This window comes from Vibrio sp. Vb339 (genome assembly GCF_902751245.1).
Lineage (GTDB): Bacteria > Pseudomonadota > Gammaproteobacteria > Enterobacterales > Vibrionaceae > Vibrio > Vibrio coralliirubri.
Map to the genome: position 1 here is coordinate 1,132,976 of NZ_CADDIS010000002.1, position 23,444 is coordinate 1,156,419.

Sequence of the window (23,444 nt, forward strand, 5' to 3'; positions counted from 1 at the left end):
ACTCTATCTCTTAGGATTCATTTCATTATTTAATAGGTCGTCTGTGGCGACCATTTTGATGTCAGCGGTTTTGCGCACCGTCTACGCTTTTTACGTGTTTCTGCAGGTGTACCTAGTACCAAGAAACCCACAGGAACATGACTCTCCTTGAGGTGCAGATGTTCTTTCACATTTGGTAGGTCAACAGCTTCCGTCGAATACCAAACGCCACCGTAACCACTCGCATCCGCTGCTAGGAGTATCATTTGGCATGCTGCAGCCGCAGAAAGAATCTGATCTTGTTGTGAGATCTCTTTGTGTAGTTTGATCTCTGCAGAGACCAACACCAGCATCGGAGCTTGGCGTAAATAACTTGATAGTCGTTTGACTTGCCCTTTATCTACATTCACATCAGACGCAACCCATGCGGCACTCAATAGTTCAACCAGTGCTTCAACTTGTTCATGCTCTATCACTAGAAAATGCCAAGGGTTAAGGTTCCCATGATCTGGAGTACTCATTGCGGTTTGCAGTATGGTCTCTAAATCACACCCAGCCGGAGCTGGTAGAGATAACTCATGAACATGATAAGAGACACGTTGTTGAAGAAATTTAATCAATTCCATGACGTTGTTTTCGATATCCGATTAGTAGTAAAAGTAAGAAGTAAAGGCTCCCTAAAATAGACACGACCAAGCCAGCTGCTATTTCAGAAGGAGGCATAAGGCTGCGTCCTATTCCGTCAGCCCAAATTAAAAGAGACGCACCAGTAAGACCCGCGGCGGGAATCAGATGAACATGACGATATAAACCCAATAGACGCGCGCAATGTGGCGCTAACAAGCCAACGAAGCTAATTGCACCAACAGTTGATATTGCAACCGCCGTTAATAGAGCAGCAACTCCGAGCAGCACTAGGCGATAAGGGGTAAGAGCAATCCCCACGACTTGAGGAATCACTTCTCCCAAAGGCATGATGTCTAGGCTTCGTAGAATAGGAACCATAACAATAAGTGACAAAGCGAGCGTAATAGCCAAAGGCATAATGCTTTCAGCAGACGCGCCATAAGTTGTACCAGACAGCCACATGAGAGTGACCGTTGATGTTGTGCTACCGAAAGTCAACAAGATGTGAGTGGCTGTGCCAGTAAATGCAGAAATGACAATCCCAAACAGCGCGAGTTGAGAGACGCTAAGTTGTGATTTGAGACCCCAAAAAAGGAGCGCTATAACGGCAAGAGCACCAGTTAGGCCGGCTAAAACGATCATGTTGTGACTGGCTCCCGGGAAAACCACCAGCAGACAAGCGATCATTAAAACTGAGCTGGTACTGACCCCTGAAATATCAGGGCTTGCTAACGGATTTCTGAATAATGTTTGTAGCAAAGTCCCCCCGCAAGCCAATGCAAAGCCTGCAAGTCCTGCTAAAACAATCCTGCTCATCACCCAATCAGAGCCAATATTATTACTTGGTTCAGACCAGTAACCCACTGTCATTATAAGAATCACACCGAGAACCAGTAACACATGACTTGGTGAAAGCTTTAACAATGGACGTAGACCAATCACTTGATCTTCTGTAGCAGCAAGCGCTCGCCCACTCTTTCCAAATAAAAGGAGTAAGAAGAATGGTGCGCCCAAAAGCGCCGCGAAAGCACCGGTTGGTAATCGATAGCCTAAGAACAGCAGGCTTCTTGAACACCATTCGGCCAGCAGCACTAACATCGCACCAATCACCAAGGATAGAAGCCAAAGGCTTGTAACACTTCGACCTTGGTATTTGTTCACCGTTAAATAACGAGCCAAATGGGGAGCCATAAGCCCGATAAAACCAATCATACCAACCATCGCAGTTGCCAGAGCCGCTTGAGAAATAGCAAGGAGCAAAATCACCCAACGCCAACGATTTACTGATAAACCCAATGCATGCGCATGTGTTTCACCAAGCTGAAACAGTGAAAGCTTAGGCAGCACGAGGACACTCAGAGCCAACGTAATCAAGGCTGGTAAAGAAAACTGTTTAAATGCTTCGGCTGAGCTTTGTAGAACTTGTCCACTCCCCCATAGGAACAGCCCATCCGTTTCATGCTCGAAGTAAAGCAAAAATACAGAAGCAACCGCGCCAGCACCAAGACCAATAGCCATACCAACTAACACTATTGGCAGTTTTCCCCCACCAATAAGTCGACCCACCATAACGACAAGAAAGGCAATCGCAACACTGCCCAGAAATGCGCTACACCAGACAAAGATGAGTCCGCCCTCAGGATAAAATACTCTTGCTAGAACAGCGCCAAGTAGAGCGCCAGAGGCAACACCTAATGTCGAAGGAGAAGCAAAATCATTGTCGAGCGATACTTGAATTAATACGCCAGAACTGGCTAATAATGCCCCTGTTACAATCGCCATTCCAACTGTCGGGAGCCAAATGACGTCAAACATCACTTGGCTCAATTGCGGATCTGAGATAGGAGAAATCGTATATAAGTAACCTGCGACAACGAGAGACAATGCCAACAATGAACAGCTGAAAAATCTAACCATTGCTCTTCTCCTTCCAATCCAGCAGTGACTTTGTAAATACTCTAGCCATTCGCTCAATCGACTTAGGCCCACCAAAGCTCCAAAGTGGTTCTACTTCAGAGAATGCGTTTTGTTTGACGAAGGGCAAGTATGGCCAAACCGGAGAACGAGTCATCCGTTCACTATCGGTTTGATTACCTGCGAGTAGAAGATGAGTATTAATAACACCCGGAAGCTGTTCCAATTGAAGATGAACAAAATCCTTACCAGGCAACGTGCTCTGCCACTGATAGTTCAGACCCAACTGTTCAGCAACTGAGCCTGCCAAACTGTGGTTAGAAAAAATTCGTAGCCCATATCCCATGCCAACAAATTTGCCGTAGGTTACCGAAGTCCCAGCAAGACCAGACTCTTTAATCGCTTTGCGCAACTTGACGAGAGTTTTATCCATATCGTCCAACATCAGAGCCGCTTGTCTCTCGGTCCCTGTTACAACGGCCAGAGTGGAAAATATTTGTTGAGCCTGTTCGAAATACCGAAACTCCGGCTGATCTAACCTTGGGAATTGCTGATACAGCAGAGTGGGTGCGATCTGGTTCAGTACCGGGTACAAGCGCTGATGTCGAAAGTCATATCCAACGATCAAATCTGGCTTTAGGTTCGCGATAACCGCTAAGTTTGGTTCTTGGCGGCGGCCTACTTCTACAACATCTTCTGGCAATTGCGGATTGTTGGTTTGCCATTTTCGATAACCTCTTCCTTCAGTAATACCAACGGGGTTTATACCAAGAGATAAAAGCATCTCTGCTGCAGACCAGTTTAACGCCACCACCCTTTTAGCTGGCTGATTAAGACTCACACAGGTTGATAAGCAAGCCGCCTCTTTATCGATGAAAGGCTGATTTGCATAAACAACAGATGGTATTAAGACCGTTAAGATTGAGATGAGGATGCAAGATAAACGCCTCATGCACGAACCTCCGTCCACAAAATTCGCTGCCCATCGATATCGTGATCACGAACTGGAGTTTGATAGATATGACTCACTCTTTCTGCGGTGATCACATCATCGACCAAACCAGAAGCAACTAAATCTCCATTTTGCAGCATCATGGCTCTGTCGCTGTATTGAAGGGCTTGGTTCAAATCATGGAGTACCCAAATGATAGTTTTACCAAACTCTTCATTGAGTCGTTTAACAATCTCCAATAACCCTTGTTGGTGATGGATATCCAACCAAGACGTTGGCTCATCCAACAGCAAAAGTGGAGTATCTTGAGCAAGTACCATCGCTAGCCAGCAACGCTGCAATTCACCACCAGAAAGGCCGCTCAGTAATCGGTCTCGATAATGTTCAACGCCAGACACAGAAATTGCCCAATCAATGGCTTCTTTGTCTTGCGCATCTAAACGGCGATACCAAGGGCGATGCGGATGTCGACCAAATGCGACTAAGTCTGCTACGGATAAAGTTGAAGGGACTGGGTTACGCTGTGGCATAAGAGCGATTTCGCGAGCGATCTTTGCTCGAGACAAGTTAGAGACTTGATCACCGCGAAGTAGAATTTCTCCACTGTCAGGTTGTCGTAATTGACTCAACACCGACAAAAGTGTCGATTTCCCTGAGCCGTTAGGACCAATCAAGGCGGTGATAGATCCTTGAGGGAACCCACCGCTCATTGGTTTGAGAATAGGTTTCCCTCCTAACTGGAGGGAAACATCGTTAAATTTCAGCACATTCACACCCTAGAATGTCGCGCTGTAAGCAACAGAGAAGGTAGTGCCTTGACCGTTGTGAGTGAAAATTTCTTCAGGAACACTCGCACCGTAAAGCATTTGCGAACGCTGGCTCCAAAGCGTCTCGTACTCTCTGTTGAACAGGTTTGAAATGCCTAGGTTTAACTGACCAACCGGTAATGCCATGTAAGATGACACGTTAGCAAGGGTGTAACTCTCCAGCTTTTCGCCATCATCATCTTCGTAGCTTATGAAGCTATTGATCCTCAGCTCTGCGCCGTATTCAAGGTTATCGAAACCAAACCACACACTACCGGAACTAGGACTCGCTGATGCAGCAGATAGATCTTTCCAGTCACCAGAAACTTTAGTTTCACTCTTCACATAGTGAGCATTCACACCTGAGTAGATACTGTCCGTGAAGCTATATACTGCTTGACCTTCAACACCATAGATACGTTTGTCATCGTCTTCTACAACAACCGCAAATGTGGAGCGATCGTAATCTACTGTTTTATCTGAAAGTGAAATGTATGACGCAACTTGAGCATCTAAGTCACCTTCGGACATACGCCAACCAAGCTCTAGAGCATTTGTTTTAACCCCTTGAAGTTCGGTGTTAGATACTGATGTCGAAGAGACTAGATTCGAACCTTCACCATATGGACCATCGTATTGACCTTGCCCAAAGAAGCGAGCTGGATCTGGCACATCAAAACCTTGAGATACATTTGCCCACACTTGTGATGTCTTGTTTAAATGGTAAACCGCGCCTAAGTTAAACAGCCACTCGTCATAATCGGTCTTACCACCAGCAATTGAATCTGGGTTTGAATACACCCCAAGCTGCGCTAGATGTTGTTGTAGAACCCCAACATGGTCACCAATTTCGTGCTCAATACGCTCATAACGGAATCCACCACTAACGGTAAGATCTGATGTCACTTCCATTTCTAACTGGTTAAATAACGCAATGAAACGGCTATCCACATCTGGGTAACGTTGTGCAGTTTGAGAAGGTACGAATACCATGCCACCTGAGCCCACTGACGTTGCTTGATCATAGATAGTCTGACTAGCATCAAACGACTCTTGAGAAGCATCTAATCCAAATGTGGCAGAGACAGACTCAAACTGTTTAATTAATGCTAACTTCGCACCAAACACTGATGTGTTCTGCTCAGAGGCACCGTAGAGCGGATATATGTTACCTGGCAAAGGCGATAGAGAGACTCGCGTTATCGTTGGGAATGGGAAGAAACGGATAGACTCATCACGGTAGTAAGCTTGAGCTAACAATTGGCCACCTAACACATCAGCATGACTGTATTGAGCATTAACCATGTATCTTTCTGTGTTTGGCTGTTCATCCAGTTGCAAGCCTTTACGCGTCTCGATCAATGAAGCATTGAAAAGACCACCCAAGTTGGCTCCAAGATAAGTAGAATACTCCGAGTCTTGCTCGCTATTGTAGTATTGAGCGCTAACAGACAGTGTTTGCTGCTCATCAAACGAGTATTCAGCGTTGGCCATCACATCTATTGTGTCATTGAACTGCAAATCTGTTTGAGTAATATCAGGGCGAACGATATCACCATTTGCGTCGTACACACCGCCAGTTCCACTATACGCAACTGAAAGTCTGCCTTTCAGATCGCCATGTCCACCAGAAACCGCAACCGCAATTTCTTTTGCCAAATCATCACTGTTGTTGAAGCCTGAAGATGCACCAACTCTCGTTTCAAATGTTAGCTCGTCACTCTCCGCTTTTTTCGTGATGATGTTGATGATACCGCCAGCAGCACCGGCACCGTATACTGAAGTGGCTCCTGAAAGCACCTCAATTCGAGCAATATTGAAAGGATCAATACTATCCAATTGGCGGCTAATGTTTCGTGTTGAGTTCAGCGATACACCATCGATCATAAACAGAGCCGTACGACCACGTAAATTCTGAGAGAAGTTAGTTCGTGCGTCACTACCAAAATCAAAGCCCGGAATAAGTTGACCAAGAGCATTCTTGAGATCTGCACCAGTATTTATGACTTTTTCTAGCTCTTGCTGGTCAACAACCCACATGGTTGCAGCAACATCCGAAATAGCCGTTTCAGCTCGATTAGCGGTTACAACAATGGTCTCTGTATCAGAAGCGTGAGCAAGGTTAGCAAAAACCAATAACGCAATTGGGCTAAGCTTAGCCATGCATCGAGTGGTGGTGTTCATATCGTTAGTGTCCATTCTTATTAATTAGATTATTAGTAGCTGTGTGCTTGTTCCAATTCCGACGATGAATTAAGCCGCAACACACAATAGATTAGAGAGACAGAGATAAGCCCGATCAAAATAGAGAGCAGCCACTGTTGATTAAGAAACAATGCCGCAAACCCTGTCCCTAGGATGTGTCCACTTGTATAAGCTCGAGTTAAATACCCGCTAAGCTTTGATTGCATTAAAGTATCGTTTTCACTTTGAAGTAATCTCGCGGTATACCAAGCAGGTAAACCTGCGACGGCTAAGAGCAGCCACACAAGTGAGCCCCCGAGACCCCACCAATTCATCCCAAACATGACTAAGGTTGCACTGCCAATAATTAGGCTAGATAACAAGATACCCATAAAGTGATTGGATTGGCGTTGACTGAGAGATGGTATAAAACGAAGTTGATACACCACGAGCAAAATGCTCGTTGCAAGCATCAACGACGCATAAATGTCGGTCCCTTTCTCCCCTTGATATCCATGTAGAGATAAGAACTGTAAAACAAAGAACTGGAATACCGCGACCAAGGCTGTGGTAAGCAGCGCGGCAGTAAATGCAAAATAATGCATTGGTTTTATCGAATATTTCTTAGAAGTCGAATTGACATTTTTTTTCCACTGCCCTGCATCACAGCGAGTGAAAAACAACGGCAAGACCATGACGATAGGAAGCAAAAGTAAGTAGCCAAACTCCATAGGAAGAAAGACCAAACTTGGACCAACGAGTCTTCCGAGCGTGAGAGCACTACTTAAGCGAGAAAGTGCCGCAGGTGTCGCGTCATTTTTAGTTGCTAACAAAGTTTGAGATAGAGGAAGAAACGCGCAACTAAAGGCGCCTATCAAAAATCGACTTCCGCCTAAAAGCAACAAATTCGGTACGTCCCCTAAGATCAAGGCAACAAACGTCAAGCAAGAGAAAGCATAGCCAAATGCAGCTAATTGAAACGATTTTGTAAAGCCAAGCTTACTGACAACAGCCCCCCAACGGCTGGCACCAAGCCAGTAACTGACAAGGTTCATGTTTACGGCAAGCACCAGCCCCCCCATAGAGGCGTTAATATCAGATGCTTCAAACCAACCTGACAAAGATGGAATAGCAGCAACAACCAGAGTCTGGTTGATACCAAGCGATATCAATACCAGATAAAAAGCCAACTTCATAATGATCAATAATGCAAATGAGAATGATTGTTAATATAATTGCCATTTATGTTGCAGTGTGTCAATAATATTATGAACTTAAATTCATTTTATAAATAATGATCACCATTTGGTTTATTAAATAAATCAACTTACTAACGGATTGGACACAATGACACAGAACTCTTGGCTAAGTGTTAATCGCTCTCTGTGCGCGAAAATCATCTCTGAACTTCACTACGAAGAACTTCTAGAACCAACGAAACAGGACAAGGTTTGGTTTTTAGAAACCAAAAATGACAAATGGTACTTTGAAGCCAGTATCACAATTTGGGGGATGCTTGAAATCGCCAAAGACAGTGTAGAATGCGAAAGTGGCAAAGCACCTTTAGCATCTCAATTACTTATTGATTTAAATGAATATTTAACAATATCTGACATCAACTTGGCTAACCTGCTTGAAGAGGTCCAGCAAACCCTTTACAGCGATATGGTCAGAATGAAAAAGCTAGAAGGAATGACAGCTGACGATTTAACTTCCATGAGTGAAATCGACCGTCAGCAATATATCGATGCACATCCAAAAGCAATTGCTAACAAGGGTCGTCTTGGCTGGGGTGCCGATAATTTAGAACAATACTCACCAGAGTCTGGTAATCCATTTCAATTGCGTTGGTTGGCCATTCGTAAATCTCAATGCGAAGCTGGAATTGCCCAGTCGACAAGCTACGATAGCATTCTAAAAAACGTTCTTGGTGAGGCGGAATTCGATCAATTAAACGCAAAGTTAGGGGCTCAATATCAAGATTTTTGGCTAGTTGCCATTCACCCTTGGCAGTTCCAACGATTTCTAACCAGTCAGTATGCTTGCTTGTTTATGAACGGTGATATCGTCGATCTCGGTCTAGCTGGAGCAGATTGGAAAGCTCAACAGTCCATTCGTACACTCAGCTCACCTTCTGAACTTATTGCTTACGACGCTAGAACCGCTTTAAGTATTCTCAATACTTCTTGTTATCGTGGCATTCCAGGAAAATTTATTGTTCAAGGACCTGAGCTATCTTCTTGGCTAGATAAACTCACGAAAATGGATGAAACATTAAAAGCGGCTGGCTTACATGTTCAACAAGAAGTCGCTGGCTTTTATGCTCCCCACCCATTTCAATCACAACTTGAACAAGGACCTTATCGATATCAAGAGATGTTGGGGTGCATTTGGCGTGAGCGTGCTGAGCACATCATTGCAGAACATAAACGTCCAATCACTATGGCAGCTTTGATGCAAGAAGACCTCAACGGAAAGCCTTTAATTGGCTCTCTAATCGATGCATCAGGTATCACTATTGAGCAGTGGCTAGAAAAACTGTTTAGCCATGTCGTCGTCCCACTCTACCATTTGATGTGCAAGTATGGCGTTGGTCTTGTTGCACATGGACAAAACATCACTCTAGTTCTAGAAGACAATATACCTTGTGGTTGTATTATCAAGGATTTCCATGGCGACTTAAGAATCGTCAATCAAGAATTTCCCGAGTTAAATTCGCTTGATGGATCTATCAAAGAGACCCTCACACGATTACCGCCACACTATTTGATCCACGACTTATTAACTGGTCACTTTGTTACGGTGTTAAGGTTTATTTCTCCGAAAATCGCGACGTTGGGCTTCCAAGAGATAGACTTCTATCGCTTATTACGTCGTGTCATTCAGGCGTATAAAGAACAACATTCACACCTTGAAGAGAGGTTTAATCAATTTGATTTGATGACTCCACAAATCGACAAAATTTGCATAAATCGAGTCAGATTTAAGATTGGTTATGGGGATACGAACGAAAGACCACTGCCCGATATTGGAAAGCCAATTAATAACCCACTCATGCAATAGCTAATGTTTTGGTAGCCAGAGGAGCTATCGCAAACTTTGAAGCAACAAGTTAAGATTTATTTACCCACTTAATTGACCTCTGAGCGTGGGCTTTTTTCACTTTGCCATACCTGTAGATTCATCGTTACTTGACCATATACTTAACTACAAAGGCCAGAAACGACAAAGGCCTGACAACTTAAAAAGTTATCAGGCCTTATAGAATAATGGCACGCCCTGAAGGATTCGAACCTTCGACCACCTCCTTAGAAGGGAGGTGCTCTATCCAGCTGAGCTAAGGGCGCGCTACAGGAACGAATTATACGAATTCGAATCAGTAAAGCAACGGCTTTATGTAACATTCTGATCTAAGTGGGTAAAAAAAGGCCAACAAACATATAAGTGTTGGAAAATAGACCAAAGCAAACGTTTGCTTGATGGTAATCAAAAAGATTTTCTGGAATAATGCGCCAAAACATCAGCCACTAACTTGAATATCAATACTAAGGAAATTCATGACTGCTCAAAATATTGATGGAAAGCTAATTTCTCAAACGGTTCGCTCCGAAGTTGCTGCACGTGTAAAAGCTCGTACTAAAGCTGGATTGCGCGCTCCGGGCCTAGCGGTTGTTTTAGTGGGTGAAGACCCTGCTTCTCAGGTTTACGTTGGAAGTAAGCGTAAAGCGTGTGAAGAAGTTGGCTTCGTATCTAAATCTTACGACTTGCCAGCCACTGCGACAGAAGACGAATTGTTAACACTGGTAGACCAACTGAACGACGATCCAGAGATCGACGGTATCCTTGTTCAACTGCCTCTACCAGCAGGCATTGATAGCACTCACGTTCTTGAGCGTATCACGCCAGAAAAAGACGTTGATGGCTTCCACCCATACAATGTCGGCCGTTTGGCTCAGCGTATGCCTAAGCTTCGCTCTTGTACGCCAAAAGGCATCATCACGCTGCTTGACCGTTACAACATCGACTTACGTGGTAAACACGCGGTTGTGGTTGGCGCATCAAACATTGTAGGTCGCCCAATGACGCTAGAACTTCTTCTAGCAGGTTGTACGACGACAACATGTCACCGCTTCACCAAAGACCTTGAAGGTCACGTGCGTCAAGCAGACGTTGTTGTAGTTGCCGTAGGTAAGCCTAACTTCATTCCTGGCGCTTGGATTAAGAAAGGCGCTGTTGTGGTCGATGTTGGTATCAACCGTTTGGAATCTGGCAAACTAGTGGGTGACGTTGAATACGACGTAGCGAAAGAAAGCGCAAGCTTCATCACACCTGTACCGGGTGGTGTTGGCCCAATGACGGTGGCGAGCCTAATCGAGAACACCATGATCGCTTGTGAGCAATTTCACTCGAAGTAGTCCGCAGCGCATATAAATAAAATGAGAAAGCCGCAACGTGATGAACGTTGCGGCTTTTTTGATACTTAGCTATTCGTTTTTGAAACAAGGCGACGCGCTTTTGATGAAGTGCTCATTGCTACTTATCTGGAGTCTCGACTTTTTCCACCTGTTCAGAAGGCGGTAATAAACTAATAAGCTCACACTCCGTTGATATGAGTTTTTCCAACTCAGATCCTTGTGTAATTAAACGGAAATCACCGCCATTAATCACCCCAAGAGGAATGGCTTTAGGATACAAAGCGTTAAACTCTTTTAAATCAAATGCCTCGGTCAAACCTGTACTTTTAATTTGGCTACCCTGAGCCATCAGTGAGTTAAGCTTAGAATAGGTAATCCCTTCCGAAAACAGACTTCTATTGCCATTGCGACTCACTTGGTGCCTTTCATGTTTATTCTCTGAAGATTCAAGCTCAAACACCTTATTTCCACCAAACTCATCTTGATAGTGCATGCTAACTAACGGGTTAGTTTGACGATAAGGCGACACGATCATCGCACGCCCTATTCCATCCAATTCCAGATTATTTTCAGCGTGGCTCGAAGCCGGGTTACCAAAATAAACATTCAAGTTTTCCATACGCGCCAAGCGAATACTTTCCCAGTTGGTATCCGCAAGCACACTGTTGATGTTGTGTGTGGCTAGCACTTTGGCAAACTGGCGTGAAAACTGAGTCGCACCAAAGAAGATAACACCTTGCGCCTTCTCTTGAGTCACACCTAGCCTTCTCGCCCACCAACTCGCGGTAAGGCTCTGAATCACAACTGTACCGATGATGACCAAGAACACCATTGGCACCAGTAAATCCGCACCTTCGATTAATTGTTTTTCTTGAAGCTTGATTGCAAACAGAGAAGAAACCGCGGCTGCAACGATCCCGCGCGGTGCCATCCAGCTCAAAAACCATTTATCCGCAGAGGTAAGATCCGTGCCGATCCCGCTGATCCACACACTCAAAGGGCGCGCCACCAGCATCACTACCGCTAACAAGCCAACCCCACCCCAACCTATCGAGAGGAAGGTTCCGGAATCGAGCCTGCTCGCTAACAGAATAAACAACGCAGAAATAAGCAACACGGTTAAGGTTTCTTTGAATTCGATGATGTCTTCGATATCCAAGCCCTTCACGTTGGCAAGCCAGATCCCCATGATGGTCACGGTTAATAAACCAGACTCTTCACTCAGGTCATTGGAAAACGAGAACGCCGCCAACATTAGCGTCAGCACAGCCACATTACGTAAATAGTGCGGTACCCAATGCCCTTGCAGCATCTTGGCAATCAAATGGCCACCGATGATCCCTAAGCCTAAACCTATGACTAACGTCAGGCCCAGAGCTGACAGAACGTGTCCGGTAGGGTCGGCAGAAGAAACGATGTACTCGTAAACGAGAACCGCAAACAGAGCGCCAATCGGATCAATCACTATCCCTTCCCATCGCAAGATACTGCCTAAGGAGGATTTAGGCTGAATACTGCGAAGCATGGGTACGATCACCGTTGGGCCAGTTACCACGACTAATGCACCAAACAGTGCGGCTAACGGCCAACTAAAGTCCACAAAGTAGTAAGCACCCACCACGATACACGCCCATGTAATCAACATGCCGAAACTCACGAGGTGAGTCACCATCCGGCCATGGCCTCTGATTTCTTTGAAATTTAGGGTCAATGCCCCTTCAAACAGGATGATGGCAACACCTAACGAAATCATAGGAAACAGCACATCACCGAAAATGGCATCGGGATTTAGAATATTCAGGCCGGGACCTAACAACAGGCCAACGATAAGGAGAGGAAGAATAGCGGGAAGACGTAAACGCCAGCCGAGCAGCTGACAAGCTAAAGACAAGAGTCCAATTAACGCCAAAGAAGAAGTAATCGACAAATCCATTTGTGCCCCTAAAAGGTTTGCACCACACCCTGTGGTACAAACTATTCAATGAAATAAGAAAGCCTACGTTCTTACACTATAGGCTCTCTTTTTCACGCTAACCGAATATTATTGTGATTAATCAGTTACTTTACTATAGGGGGAGTAAAGTCATGATCAGTTAGCTATAGAGAAAGTACAACACCAGCAATAGCGGCACTCATTAAGTTAGCAAACACACCTGCACAAATTGCTTTGAAGCCATATTGTGAGATGAAAGAGCGACGTTCTGGAACTAAGCTGCCCAAACCACCGATCAGAATCGCCATGGTAGAGATGTTGGCAAAACCACACAGTGCGAAGGTAACGATCGCTTGTGAGTGCTCACTTAGTGCCTCTTTAGCGTCCATCAGTTGGATGAAAGCCACGAACTCGTTCACGACAATCTTGTTACCGATCAGCGAGCCTGCAACCGCAGCCTCAGACCATGGCACACCGATCAGCCATGCAACGGGTGCGAACACATAACCTAGGATAAGTTCGAAGCTTAGGTTCACGCCAAACCAACCACCAACAATACCTAACAAGCCATTCAGCATTGCAATTACACTGATAAAGGCCAGAAGTGTCGCACCCACTGCAACGGCAATACGAAGTCCAGACATAGCCCCATCTGCCATTGCCTCAACGACGTTTGTTGCTCGTGGAATTTCAACGTCAGACTCAATATTTTCTTGAGCCTCATCTGCGTTACCTGGTACCAAAATCTTGGCCATCAATAGACCAGCAGGCGCAGACATAAACGCCGCAGCGATCAGGTAGTTCAAATCAACACCAAGCGATGCATAACCCACTAGCGTACCACCAGCCACAGAAGCCAAACCACACACCATCACAGCAAACAGTTGTGAATCCGTCATGTGCTTCAAGTAAGGCTTAACCACCAATGGTGCTTCAATCATGCCAACAAAGATGTTCGCCGTTGCAGACAGTGACTCCGCACGACCTGTACCTAAGAACTTTTGCAAAGCACCGCCGATAAGGTTGATCACCTTTGGCATAAAACCGATGTGGTACAAACCTGAAATCAGTGCAGAGAAAAAGATAATGATGCCGAGAACGTTAATAGCGAAAACAAATCCGTTATTCGTTAGGCCACCAAATAGGAAGTTAATCCCCTCTTGACCGTAGTTGATCAAGCTAGACACCGCACCAGTAGCTGCATTCAGCGCTTCTTTACCCATTGGCACATAAAGAACCAATAGCGCGAATGAGATTTGCAGTAAGAAAGCCAAAGAGACGGTTCTTAGCGGAATATTTTTTCTGTCCGTAGATAGTAACCAAGCGGCTACTAAAATAGTGATAATTCCAAGTAGGGAAGCCATATGCGTCAACCTAAAAGTTGTAGGTAGGAAAGGCGACGCATTGTATAGAGGAAATCGTTTGCGGCAAGGTGCGGTTGTTAATGTGATGTTGGGATTATCACTGCCTCACCTGTGATTATATTAAAGCATTGAATTTTAATGACTTAACTTGCTTAAAAAGCGTACTTTTTCCATATGGAAATTATATTTATAGATTAGGAAACAGTTAACGGTGCAGCTCAACGCAGGTTTTGAGGTTTTCATCCCAATAAGTTGGCGACCCGATATGATCTTTGATGAATTCAATCACTGCTGAAAGCTTCTTCGGCATGTTCTTTCTACTCGGATACACAGCGTAAAATGGCATCAGCTGACTCGCTCGCCATTCTGGTAATACTTGGATGAGCTTGCCCGTTCTAAACTCTTCTTTGACTAAATAAGTCGCCAGATAAGCAACGCCCCAACCCGATACTGCCGCGTCTCGTACCGCTTCCGCTAAATCCACCGAGTAATCGCCCGCCACTTTAACACTGAGGTTTTCTTGGCCGTTATCAAATGCCCATGATGTGTAGTCCCGTTCACGGCTACGATAGATAAGGCAGTTATGGTCAATCAGATCAGATGGCACATGAGGAGTACCAGCTTTAATCAGATAATCCGGTGATGCCGCCACTACAAACTGACTGTCGGCCAAGCGCTGCGCAATATAACCTTCAGGTAAATCTTCATTGTTGGTGATCCAGAGGTCTAAGCGCTCCTCGATCATATCCACTTTGTAATCGAACAAATGGACCTCGATTCTCAACTGAGGATAAAGTTGTCTTAGCTGATCAATCGCAGGGATGATATGCAAGGTACCAAATGACTGCGATAACCCTACGCGCAGTATTCCAGAAATATCATCACGCTGGCTGTCCATATCCATTTGAGCCGCTTTCACCGTGTTAAACAGTTGCTCACAGTGCTGATAGAACACCTCCCCAGCTTCAGTCAGCGTCAGGCTTCGTGTCGTCCTTTGCACCAGCTTGATACCGATTGAGTCTTCAAGTAAAGCAACTTGCTTACTGATGTGAGACACCGAAACGTTCAAGCTTTTTGCAGCACTAGTAAAACCTTCGTGCTTGATCAGCGCATGGAATATCACCATCTGTGCAGCTCTATCTGTTAGCACAAGACCACCTTCTTAAATCTCTGAAATATAAAATCAAAAAGGACTCCGAAGAGTCCTTTAGTTCGTTTTGCCTATGGTAGGCCAAATGCTATCAAAGCAACCTAGGTCTATTAACCAAATTAAGTCTACTAATCAAATCAGGCCGATTAATCAAACTTAATTCTGTCTGCTAAGTGGCTTACTGCCAAAGCAAAGTAGTAAGAACGATTCCACTTCATTAACACATTGTAGTTGTTGTAAATGAGGTACGAACGACCTGCTTCGTCATCTGGCATTATCAACCAAGCTTTAATGTCTTCATCAAGCGTTGGCAGTGGGCGATCGTCATAGCGTTTAATACCGAGTTCAGACCACTCTTTTAAGTATTTCGCTTTGTCTGCGTCTCGACCTTGTAAGTCAATAGACACAGTTGACGGAACATGAACCTGACGACCCCAAGTATATTTGTCATCCCATCCTGATTGGCTGAGATAATTGGCCGCTGAAGCAAATACGTCTTCTTCAGTGCCCCAAATGTCTTTCTTACCATCACCACTGCCATCAGCGGCGTAAGCTAAGAATGAGCTTGGCATAAACTGAGGTTGACCCATCGCACCAGCCCAAGAGCCTTTCATCTCTTTTGGTGCAATATGGCCTTGATCAAGAATTTTCAATGCCGCCATCGCTTCGCTACGGAAGAAAGCTTCTCGGCGTCCTTCGTAAGCCATGGTCGTTAGGGCGTCGATAACGCTGTAATTGCCCGTGAACTTACCAAAATTACTCTCCACACCCCACAGAGCGACAATGAATCTTGGTTGAACACCATATTCGTCACCAATACGCTTTAACGCGGTGTAATGTTTCTTATAGAGTGACCTTGCCTGCTTCACTTTCCAATCTGGAACCGCTCGTGGAATGTATTCATCCAGAGTCAGTTTTTTCTCAGGTTGGTTTTTGTCGGCTTTCACCGCTCGTGGCTTAAACGTTACACCATCAAAGGCTTCATCAATGATCGCTTCAGAGATGCCTTCTTCACGGCCTTGTTGTTTTAGTTTTTCTACATATTGCTCGAAGCTCAGTTCTTCTGCTTGTACTGAGCTTATGGTCAGGCTGTTACCCAATAGTAATGCCGACACAGCCAATATGGTTTTCGAAAATTTACTCAACGATCATTCCTCCTTGAATTGAGGTGGCTATCACTCTTCGTCTTGAGATTTCTGTTGAGCTTTACGCTCTTTATGAAGCTCAAGTTCGTTAACTGGTGGTGGCGGAACCTGTAAAAAGAAACCATCGGTATTCAGTGATTCTTTCACTTTTTCGATGTTTACTTGAGCCAGTTTACGGCCATCCATTTTAATTACCATTACAAAACTAGGTTTACCAAACATTTGCATCAATGCGTCAGGAACTTGTGAAAAATCATCCTTCTTAGGGATATAAAGGTATGTTCCTTCTTTCTTTGAGCTTTTATATATAGAACACAGCATGACAAACCTTTTAATTGATTATGACTACAAAACTCTCACTTGCGAGATCAATAGTTTATGTTAGGGAAATATTGGGAACAAAACGTCCATTTGACAACAAGATTACTTGCTGTGCTTGGTTTGGGAATATAACATGATAAACCTAGTTTCAGGCAATGCCCTTTATTTTATTGATAAAGAAATTGTACCAATCCGCTATTGAGGTCCTGTAGTTTTTCGATGTCTAGTAACCCAGATCTAAAAGGTAGCAGCTTTACGCTATCTGTTTTGCACTTATCCGATGATCAAGTCGAAAATGCAGTCTCTTTTCTTCAAGAGAAGGTAGACCAAGCACCTACGTTTTTCGCTGCCGCACCTGTTGTTATCAACATCAGTAAAGTCGCGGGCGATATCGATTTTGTGCAACTTAAAAATGGTATATCTCAAGCGGGCATGATCCCGGTTGGTGTGGCTGGCTGTTCTGATAAGCGAATGCAAAACCTCGCTAAAGAAGCCGGTTTTGCGGTGATGACGGCAAGCAAGTCGCCGTCTCAAGCTCCAGCGAAAATGGCACCAATCAAGGTGATTAGAACCCCTATTCGTTCTGGTCAGCAGGTTTATGCGAAAGATGGCGATCTATTGATACTCAGCCATGTGAGTGCAGGCGCAGAAGTGATTGCCGATGGCAGCATCCATATTCATGGCACTTTACGCGGCCGTGCGATTGCAGGTGCAAGTGGTCAAACTGAAGCAAAAATAATTTGTAATGACTTACAAGCCGAGCTGGTTTCCATTGCTGGAAATTACTGGCTCAGCGATCAAATTGAAAGCGAGTACTGGCAGAAGAAAACCATGTTCAGTATGGCAAACGATGTATTACACGTTGATGTCCTCGCAATATAAGAGAAATAAAAGGAAAACAGAATGGCACGCATTATCGTTGTAACGTCAGGTAAAGGCGGGGTAGGCAAAACGACCTCCAGTGCAGCTATTGCCTCGGGTCTGGCTTTAAAAGGAAAGAAAACCGCAGTTATCGACTTTGATATCGGTCTGCGTAACCTAGATTTAATCATGGGTTGTGAGCGTCGTGTTGTGTACGACTTCGTTAACGTTATCAATGGTGAAGCGACGCTGAACCAAGCGATGATCAAAGACAAGCGCACAGAGAACCTGTTCATTCTTCCTGCTTCTCAAACTCGTGATAAAGACGCACTAACAAAAGATGGTGTTCGTCGTGTATTTGATGAACTGGATGAAAAGGGCTTTGATTTCATCATCTGTGATTCTCCTGCGGGTATCGAACAAGGCGCTCTGATGGCGTTGTACTTCGCTGATGAAGCAATTGTAACCACTAACCCAGAAGTCTCTTCAGTACGCGATTCAGACCGTATTCTAGGTATTCTTGACTCTAAATCTCGTCGTTCAGAAGACGGCTTAGAGCCAGTGAAAACACACCTTCTACTGACTCGCTACAACCCAGCACGTGTAACTCAAGGTGAGATGCTCAGTGTGGAAGACGTTGAAGAAATCCTGCACATCTCTCTACTGGGTGTAATTCCAGAGAGCCAAGCGGTACTGAACGCATCGAACAAGGGTGTTCCAGTTATCTTTGACGAAGCAACCGACGCAGGTATGGCTTACAATGATACTGTAGAGCGACTACTGGGTAGCCAAGTTGACTTCCGCTTCTTAACGGAACAGAAGAAAGGCATCTTCAAACGACTGTTCGGGGGCTAATACACAATGTCATTATTAGAGTTTTTTAGACCACAGAAAAAGACAACCGCAAACCTAGCCAAAGAACGTTTGCAGATCATTGTTGCAGAGCGACGCAGCCATGACGACCCAGCGCCGTCTTACCTGCCGCAACTGAAAGAAGACATCTTGAAGTGTATTGCAAAGTACGTTGAGGTAGATCCATCAATGGTTGATCTTACTTTCGAACACAAAGATGACGACATCTCTGTATTAGAGTTGAACGTTAAGCTACCAGAAGACGATAAGTAGTCCTCACCCTCTTGTAAGTAGTAAGCAGATTAAATAAAAAAGAGAGCCTAGGCTCTCTTTTTTGTGTCTTCAGTTTATAGCTGTAACTAAGTTAGATTTTATAACAGCAAACGGTTATTTGATCGCTTTACTCAGCTTTTCGCCAACCACATCTAAACGCCAGCCTTGCATAACATCAGGCAGCTTCTCTGGGTTACGATCGTGCTTCCACACCCAGCTTAACACTTGGTTAAGTTGCTTCTTCGATGCCAAGAATTCCGTCGCTAAACCGCTGTGCTGTGATGCTGTTTTCACTTCATCTTTCAACACTTTGAAGAGTTGCTTGTAGCCAGGGAAGTCCATTAGACGTTCTACTGGTGCTGGGTACTCTTCTTCTGGTGTATGTTCCGCTAACTTAACAATTGAGCTGATCTTCGCACCATGGCGACGCACAGAGCGGTAATCAAAACCTTCTTGCTCCATGTGCTTAGGATCTTTCATCGCGAAACGTGCCACTGCCCATAAATCTTGCTCTTTGAAGACAAAGTTCAGCGCTAAATCGCGCTTGATTGCTTCTTTTAGACGCCAAGTTGCTAGAGGTCGTAAGATCGCTAGCTGCTTAGGTTTAAGCTGCCACGCCCCTTTAATATCAAGGTAGGCGGTATCTGGGTTTACTTTACGGATGCGCTTGGCAACTTGTAAGTCAGACTCTTGTTGAGCCGCTTCCCACCAGCCAGCTTCCATCACTTTTTCTAGAAGCTTGTTGTACATTGGCATTAGGTAATGCACGTCTGCCGCTGCGTAGTCCAATTGCTTTTGAGAAAGCGGACGCGCTAGCCAGTCAGTGCGAGATTCACTCTTATCGAGATCGACACCGACAAACTCTGAAACCAGAGCAGCAAAGCCTGTTGATAAACCATGACCCAAGAAAGCCGCCATGATCTGTGTGTCGACCATTGGAGTTGGCGTACAACCGAATGCGTTCTGGAACACTTCCAAATCTTCACCGCAAGCGTGCAGTACTTTCAGAACAGAAGCATCTTTCAACAATCCAACAAATGGTGTCATTTCACCAAGAGCAATAGGGTCAATCAGTGACAGCGTTTCACCATCAAATAACTGAATCAAGCCTAATTGAGGGTAATAGGTTCTTGTACGAACAAACTCCGTATCAAGCATAACGACATCGGCTTCACGTGCTTGTTGGCAAACTCGCTCAAGGTCTTTCAATTGGGTAATGATTTGATAATCCACAAAAACTCTCACTGGTTTCTATTTGATCGCCGGATACAAAAATGCCGACATTAACTGTCGGCATTCTAACACCATTTTTCAATGCTCGCTTAGATTAAGCGCCTCAATGGCTTTGGTGTAGGGGTTACTAATCCACTGACTAGTCTATTCGCTCGCGCGTTTAGCCAATTCTGCATCGTTTTCTTCACGCAGCACGCGGCGTAAGATCTTACCTACGTTAGTCTTTGGAAGGTCATCTCTGAACTCGACTAATTTAGGGATCTTGTAACCCGTTAGGTGCTCACGACAGTGCGCGATAATGTCCTCTTTAGTCAAGCTAGGGTCACGCTTAACCACGTAGATCTTAACTAACTCACCAGACACTTCATGAGGCTGGCCGATAGCCGCAACTTCTAACACTTTGCCATGCAGAGCCACTACGTCTTCGATCTCGTTCGGGTAAACGTTGAAGCCTGATACAAGAATCATGTCTTTCTTACGGTCTACGATGTACAACAAGCCTTCGTCATCAAACTTAACGATGTCACCTGTCGATAACCAACCGTCTTGATCGATCACTTCTTTAGTCGCTTCAGGGCGCTGCCAGTAACCTTGCATCACTTGAGGACCACGAACTTGTAGTTCGCCTACTTGGTCATTAGCAATAACCTTGCCTTCATCATCAACAATACGAACTTCTGTCGATGGTACAGGTAGGCCAATAGCACCTGTGTAGTCTTTAAGGTCGTATGGGTTACCTGTTACCAATGGAGAACACTCGGTTAAGCCATAGCCTTCCAATAGGTGAATGCCTGTCGCTTTCTTCCATTGCTCAGCAACAGCGCGTTGAACCGCCATGCCGCCGCCAACAGATAGGCGTAGGTTACTGAAATCCAACTCGTGGAAATCTTCGTTATTAACTAGCGCGTTAAACAAGGTGTTTACGCCGGTAATTGCGGTAAACGGAACCTTTTGCAGCTCTTTAATAAAGCCAGGAATGTCACGAGGGTTAGTAATTAGAAGGTTACGACCACCCATCTCTACAAACAGTAAGCAGTTCACCGTCAGTGCAAATACGTGGTAAAGCGGTAATGCCGTTACAACCAACTCGCGACCTTCTTGCAGAACAGGACCGTAAGCCCCTTTCGCTTGTAGTACGTTCGCGATCATATTACGGTGCGTTAGGATTGCGCCCTTCGCTACACCCGTAGTACCACCGGTGTACTGCAGGAACGCGATGTCATCGCCCGCCATGAACGGCTTCACATATTGAAGACGACGACCTTTGTGCAGCGCTTTTCTGAATGAGATAGCACCCGGCAGATCATACTTAGGCACCATACCTTTTACGTATTTCACTACGAAGTCGACAATTGTCCCTTTCGCGCGTGGCAGCATTTGCCCTAGGCTAGTTAGAACTACGTGTTTAACCGGCGTGTTATCAACGACTTTCTCTAGCGTGCTCGCAAAGTTAGATACGATAACAATCGCCTTTGCACCAGAATCGTTTAGTTGATGTTCAAGCTCACGAGGTGTGTACAGTGGGTTGACGTTCACTGCAATCATACCTGCACGCAATACACCAAACAGTGCAATTGGGTATTGCAGTAGGTTTGGCATCATTAGCGCGACGCGATCGCCCTTCTTCAGTTTCAAGTCATTCTGTAGGTAAGCGGCAAAAGCACGGCTGCGCTCTTCAAGCTTACGGAATGTCATAATCGAGCCCATGTTCTCGAATGCAGGTTGGTCCGCGTACTTCTGTACCGACTGTTCAAACATTTCTACAAGAGATGGGTACTGATCTGGGTTGATCGTTTCTGGTACGTCACTTGGATAACGTGAAAGCCAAGGTTTATCCACGATGTTACTCCTCGTTTATCAGCTGACGACTGCTTCGCCGCTTTTTATCATTGCGGTATTACAGCACAGCTTTAGTGCATGAGCACTAAAAGGCTCAAACACTTGTTTAAATTTTGTTAACTACACCAAGAATTAGCTCTGAAACTAGCTCTGGGCTCTCTAAATGACAATGATGTCCACCAGGAACAGTCTCTATATGCAGAGGACTATGCACTGATTTGTAGCGATTATGCTGCAAATGTCGGAATCCATCATTCCCTAGGATTATTAATTGAGGGCATTCAATAGCCGCCATAATCGCTTCAGCGTGCGCCTGTGACATTCGATATAACGAGTCACATTTTAGATTAGGGTCGCATCGCCATTGCCAAGAGTTCTCGAACTCGACAATACCTCGCTCAACAATAGGAGCGATTAATTCAGCATTAATTTGGTTGGCGTGAGCTCTCAGCTTAATAGCATCCTCAAGACTTGCCAGAGGACGTGAAGGCTTTCTTCGCTGTCGAAGACGACTGAGTACCCCATCCCTCAAGCGAGAGACTGTTTCGTGGGGAGCTTCTGAAAGAGGTCCATGACCTTCAATTTGAATTAATCCTGACACCTTTTCAGGAAAGGCGGCACTATAGCAACTTGCGATCAATGCACCAAGTGAATGTCCTACCAGTACCAGTCTGTTTGGCGATAATTTAGTCACCAACTGATGCAAATCATCAATATAGTCGTGAAATGGATAATAACTTCCCGGTTTATGCGACGAGAAACCGTGTCCGAAGAGATCGATAGCAACGAGGTGAGTATCTGGAGAAAGCTTGGCTATTTGCGGCATAACCTGAGTGAAACTTGCAGAATTATCTAGCCAACCATGAATAAAAACGACCGTCGTTGCGGTCGTTTTTGAGTTGCCAATCTGTTGTGTGGCAAGCGTCCCGCTCGCAAGGGAATATGATTTTTCAATCATCAAGCATCTAATTCCATCTGGTTGCGTAATTAACCTCTAGTAATCAAGCTCCCGTAAAGTGATCTACTCTACGTCCTGTATCACTCGACCTTGTCTTGGCATCGTTTGGAAACTGCGGCAATGTAAGCTTCTGCACGAGTAGTAGGTTGGTGCAAAATCGTTAACAACAACTCGTTCTGTAATGTTCCATAGTCGTTGATTGTCCACTTGCATCACAGGGAAGGTGTAAGGGTATTCCCCTATTTTTCCATCTTCACTTCCGCTTGATTGACCAACCAAAGTAATCAGGCGACCTTCTGCAAAGCTTAGAGGCTCAACGTAGCCTTCAATGTAACCGACAAAACGTCCGCTTGGCTCTGCGTCTAGATCTGGCTTACCGTTACTAGAAATCGGCATATTAGCGACTTCGATTCGAGTCTTATCTTTTAAGTTGGTTACTTTAGATATTACACCGCCTAATCGAACACTTTGCGCATCCGGTAGTTGGTCGACCCACTGTTGGTAATCGCTAATTACAGGCTCTGATTTTGCTTCAAGCTCGCTAGGAAGTGATGAACACCCGGCAAGTACCAAGACACCAAGAGAAAAGGCTATTAAGCGTAATTTAGAGAGATAATTTGACATGGTTCTGGTCCTTA

At 44.9% G+C, this 23,444-nt stretch carries 20 protein-coding genes and 1 tRNA gene; 5 read left to right on the forward strand and 16 right to left on the reverse strand.

The window, feature by feature from the left end:
* Window positions 1-29: 29 nt before the first annotated feature.
* Genes HRQ85_RS13665 through HRQ85_RS13690 form a run of 6 tightly spaced genes read right to left on the reverse strand, consistent with a single transcriptional unit; the run spans window position 30 to window position 7,658 of the window.
* Entirely contained in the window at window positions 30-605 is a 576-nt protein-coding gene (locus HRQ85_RS13665) for a nitroreductase family protein (RefSeq protein ID WP_050647381.1), read from the reverse strand.
* Complete coding sequence (locus HRQ85_RS13670) at window positions 592-2,523, reverse strand: iron ABC transporter permease (protein WP_172379852.1); 1,932 nt, start codon at window positions 2,521-2,523, stop codon at window positions 592-594. The genes HRQ85_RS13665 and HRQ85_RS13670 overlap by 14 nt, the downstream gene beginning before the upstream one ends.
* A complete protein-coding gene (locus HRQ85_RS13675) occupies window positions 2,516-3,472 on the reverse strand; it encodes an ABC transporter substrate-binding protein (protein ID WP_172379853.1) in 957 nt (318 codons plus the stop codon). Before HRQ85_RS13675 ends, HRQ85_RS13670 begins: the two co-directional genes overlap by 8 nt.
* Window positions 3,469-4,239, reverse strand: a complete 771-nt coding sequence (locus tag HRQ85_RS13680) for an ABC transporter ATP-binding protein (protein WP_216655514.1) — start codon at window positions 4,237-4,239, stop codon at window positions 3,469-3,471. Before HRQ85_RS13680 ends, HRQ85_RS13675 begins: the two co-directional genes overlap by 4 nt.
* 9 nt (window positions 4,240-4,248) lie before the next feature.
* The gene (locus HRQ85_RS13685; RefSeq protein WP_172379854.1) at window positions 4,249-6,462 is read right to left on the reverse strand and encodes a TonB-dependent receptor; all 2,214 of its coding nucleotides are present in this window, start codon (window positions 6,460-6,462) and stop codon (window positions 4,249-4,251) included.
* 32 nt (window positions 6,463-6,494) lie between these two features.
* Complete coding sequence (locus HRQ85_RS13690; protein WP_172379855.1) at window positions 6,495-7,658, reverse strand: MFS transporter; 1,164 nt, start codon at window positions 7,656-7,658, stop codon at window positions 6,495-6,497.
* A 151-nt stretch (window positions 7,659-7,809) separates the two neighbouring features.
* On the opposite strand from HRQ85_RS13690, the gene HRQ85_RS13695 reads away from it, so the two are divergent.
* Window positions 7,810-9,525, forward strand: a complete 1,716-nt coding sequence (locus HRQ85_RS13695) for an IucA/IucC family protein (protein ID WP_172379856.1) — start codon at window positions 7,810-7,812, stop codon at window positions 9,523-9,525.
* Window positions 9,526-9,732: 207 nt separating this feature from the next.
* Here HRQ85_RS13695 and HRQ85_RS13700 read toward each other — a convergent pair.
* Window positions 9,733-9,809 (reverse strand) — tRNA-Arg (locus tag HRQ85_RS13700).
* Between the two features lie 210 nt (window positions 9,810-10,019).
* Between HRQ85_RS13700 and folD the strand changes: the two genes are divergently transcribed.
* Window positions 10,020-10,877 (forward strand): bifunctional methylenetetrahydrofolate dehydrogenase/methenyltetrahydrofolate cyclohydrolase FolD, encoded by an 858-nt coding sequence (folD, locus tag HRQ85_RS13705; protein ID WP_172379857.1) that lies wholly within the window; start codon window positions 10,020-10,022, stop codon window positions 10,875-10,877.
* A 118-nt stretch (window positions 10,878-10,995) separates the two neighbouring features.
* Here the strand turns inward: folD and HRQ85_RS13710 are convergent, their stop codons facing one another.
* From HRQ85_RS13710 to HRQ85_RS13730, 5 genes are all read right to left on the reverse strand, one after another.
* On the reverse strand, window positions 10,996-12,810 hold the full coding sequence (locus HRQ85_RS13710; RefSeq protein WP_172379858.1) for a cation:proton antiporter: 1,815 nt from the start codon (window positions 12,808-12,810) through the stop codon (window positions 10,996-10,998).
* Window positions 12,811-12,974: 164 nt separating this feature from the next.
* Window positions 12,975-14,174, reverse strand: coding sequence for a NupC/NupG family nucleoside CNT transporter (locus HRQ85_RS13715; RefSeq protein ID WP_172379859.1), 1,200 nt, complete (start codon window positions 14,172-14,174; stop codon window positions 12,975-12,977).
* 205 nt (window positions 14,175-14,379) lie between these two features.
* Window positions 14,380-15,300 carry a LysR family transcriptional regulator gene (locus tag HRQ85_RS13720; RefSeq protein ID WP_016789605.1) on the reverse strand — a complete coding sequence of 307 codons (921 nt, stop codon included), beginning with the start codon at window positions 15,298-15,300 and terminating at the stop codon, window positions 14,380-14,382.
* Between the two features lie 170 nt (window positions 15,301-15,470).
* The gene (locus HRQ85_RS13725) at window positions 15,471-16,469 is read right to left on the reverse strand and encodes a lytic murein transglycosylase (protein ID WP_172379860.1); all 999 of its coding nucleotides are present in this window, start codon (window positions 16,467-16,469) and stop codon (window positions 15,471-15,473) included.
* A gap of 30 nt (window positions 16,470-16,499) precedes the next feature.
* The gene (locus HRQ85_RS13730) at window positions 16,500-16,790 is read right to left on the reverse strand and encodes a YcgL domain-containing protein (protein WP_017062372.1); all 291 of its coding nucleotides are present in this window, start codon (window positions 16,788-16,790) and stop codon (window positions 16,500-16,502) included.
* A 219-nt stretch (window positions 16,791-17,009) separates the two neighbouring features.
* Between HRQ85_RS13730 and minC the strand changes: the two genes are divergently transcribed.
* Genes minC through minE form a run of 3 tightly spaced genes read left to right on the forward strand, consistent with a single transcriptional unit; the run spans window position 17,010 to window position 18,776 of the window.
* Window positions 17,010-17,672 carry a septum site-determining protein MinC gene (minC, locus tag HRQ85_RS13735; protein WP_017063419.1) on the forward strand — a complete coding sequence of 221 codons (663 nt, stop codon included), beginning with the start codon at window positions 17,010-17,012 and terminating at the stop codon, window positions 17,670-17,672.
* Window positions 17,673-17,693: 21 nt separating this feature from the next.
* On the forward strand, window positions 17,694-18,506 hold the full coding sequence (gene minD, locus HRQ85_RS13740) for a septum site-determining protein MinD (RefSeq protein ID WP_172379861.1): 813 nt from the start codon (window positions 17,694-17,696) through the stop codon (window positions 18,504-18,506).
* A gap of 6 nt (window positions 18,507-18,512) precedes the next feature.
* A complete protein-coding gene (gene minE, locus HRQ85_RS13745; RefSeq protein ID WP_004737949.1) occupies window positions 18,513-18,776 on the forward strand; it encodes a cell division topological specificity factor MinE in 264 nt (87 codons plus the stop codon).
* 114 nt (window positions 18,777-18,890) lie between these two features.
* Here minE and rnd read toward each other — a convergent pair whose 3' ends face one another.
* The 4 genes from rnd to HRQ85_RS13765 all read right to left on the reverse strand — a co-directional run bounded on the left by rnd (window position 18,891) and on the right by HRQ85_RS13765 (window position 23,430).
* Window positions 18,891-20,009 carry a ribonuclease D gene (gene rnd, locus HRQ85_RS13750; protein ID WP_050620928.1) on the reverse strand — a complete coding sequence of 373 codons (1,119 nt, stop codon included), beginning with the start codon at window positions 20,007-20,009 and terminating at the stop codon, window positions 18,891-18,893.
* A gap of 144 nt (window positions 20,010-20,153) precedes the next feature.
* On the reverse strand, window positions 20,154-21,848 hold the full coding sequence (gene fadD / locus HRQ85_RS13755) for a long-chain-fatty-acid--CoA ligase FadD (RefSeq protein ID WP_017062375.1): 1,695 nt from the start codon (window positions 21,846-21,848) through the stop codon (window positions 20,154-20,156).
* Between the two features lie 106 nt (window positions 21,849-21,954).
* Window positions 21,955-22,806 (reverse strand): alpha/beta fold hydrolase, encoded by an 852-nt coding sequence (locus HRQ85_RS13760; RefSeq protein ID WP_172379862.1) that lies wholly within the window; start codon window positions 22,804-22,806, stop codon window positions 21,955-21,957.
* A 63-nt stretch (window positions 22,807-22,869) separates the two neighbouring features.
* Window positions 22,870-23,430, reverse strand: a complete 561-nt coding sequence (locus HRQ85_RS13765; protein ID WP_172379863.1) for a Slp family lipoprotein — start codon at window positions 23,428-23,430, stop codon at window positions 22,870-22,872.
* Between the last annotated feature and the right edge of the window lie 14 nt (window positions 23,431-23,444).

Bases quoted from the DNA above. Each gene is read 5' to 3' on its own strand.
- HRQ85_RS13720 (WP_016789605.1), bottom strand. From the start codon at position 15,300: ATGGTGATATTCCATGCGCTGATCAAGCACGAAGGTTTTACTAGTGCT.
- HRQ85_RS13765 (WP_172379863.1), bottom strand. From the start codon at position 23,430: ATGTCAAATTATCTCTCTAAATTACGCTTAATAGCCTTTTCTCTTGGT.
- folD (WP_172379857.1), top strand. From the start codon at position 10,020: ATGACTGCTCAAAATATTGATGGAAAGCTAATTTCTCAAACGGTTCGC.
- HRQ85_RS13690 (WP_172379855.1), bottom strand. From the start codon at position 7,658: ATGAAGTTGGCTTTTTATCTGGTATTGATATCGCTTGGTATCAACCAG.
- minE (WP_004737949.1), top strand. From the start codon at position 18,513: ATGTCATTATTAGAGTTTTTTAGACCACAGAAAAAGACAACCGCAAAC.
- HRQ85_RS13760 (WP_172379862.1), bottom strand. From the start codon at position 22,806: ATGATTGAAAAATCATATTCCCTTGCGAGCGGGACGCTTGCCACACAA.
- HRQ85_RS13730 (WP_017062372.1), bottom strand. From the start codon at position 16,790: ATGCTGTGTTCTATATATAAAAGCTCAAAGAAAGAAGGAACATACCTT.
- minD (WP_172379861.1), top strand. From the start codon at position 17,694: ATGGCACGCATTATCGTTGTAACGTCAGGTAAAGGCGGGGTAGGCAAA.
- HRQ85_RS13685 (WP_172379854.1), bottom strand. From the start codon at position 6,462: ATGAACACCACCACTCGATGCATGGCTAAGCTTAGCCCAATTGCGTTA.
- HRQ85_RS13715 (WP_172379859.1), bottom strand. From the start codon at position 14,174: ATGGCTTCCCTACTTGGAATTATCACTATTTTAGTAGCCGCTTGGTTA.
- HRQ85_RS13695 (WP_172379856.1), top strand. From the start codon at position 7,810: ATGACACAGAACTCTTGGCTAAGTGTTAATCGCTCTCTGTGCGCGAAA.
- HRQ85_RS13670 (WP_172379852.1), bottom strand. From the start codon at position 2,523: ATGGTTAGATTTTTCAGCTGTTCATTGTTGGCATTGTCTCTCGTTGTC.
- HRQ85_RS13675 (WP_172379853.1), bottom strand. From the start codon at position 3,472: ATGAGGCGTTTATCTTGCATCCTCATCTCAATCTTAACGGTCTTAATA.
- HRQ85_RS13710 (WP_172379858.1), bottom strand. From the start codon at position 12,810: ATGGATTTGTCGATTACTTCTTCTTTGGCGTTAATTGGACTCTTGTCT.
- HRQ85_RS13665 (WP_050647381.1), bottom strand. From the start codon at position 605: ATGGAATTGATTAAATTTCTTCAACAACGTGTCTCTTATCATGTTCAT.
- minC (WP_017063419.1), top strand. From the start codon at position 17,010: ATGTCTAGTAACCCAGATCTAAAAGGTAGCAGCTTTACGCTATCTGTT.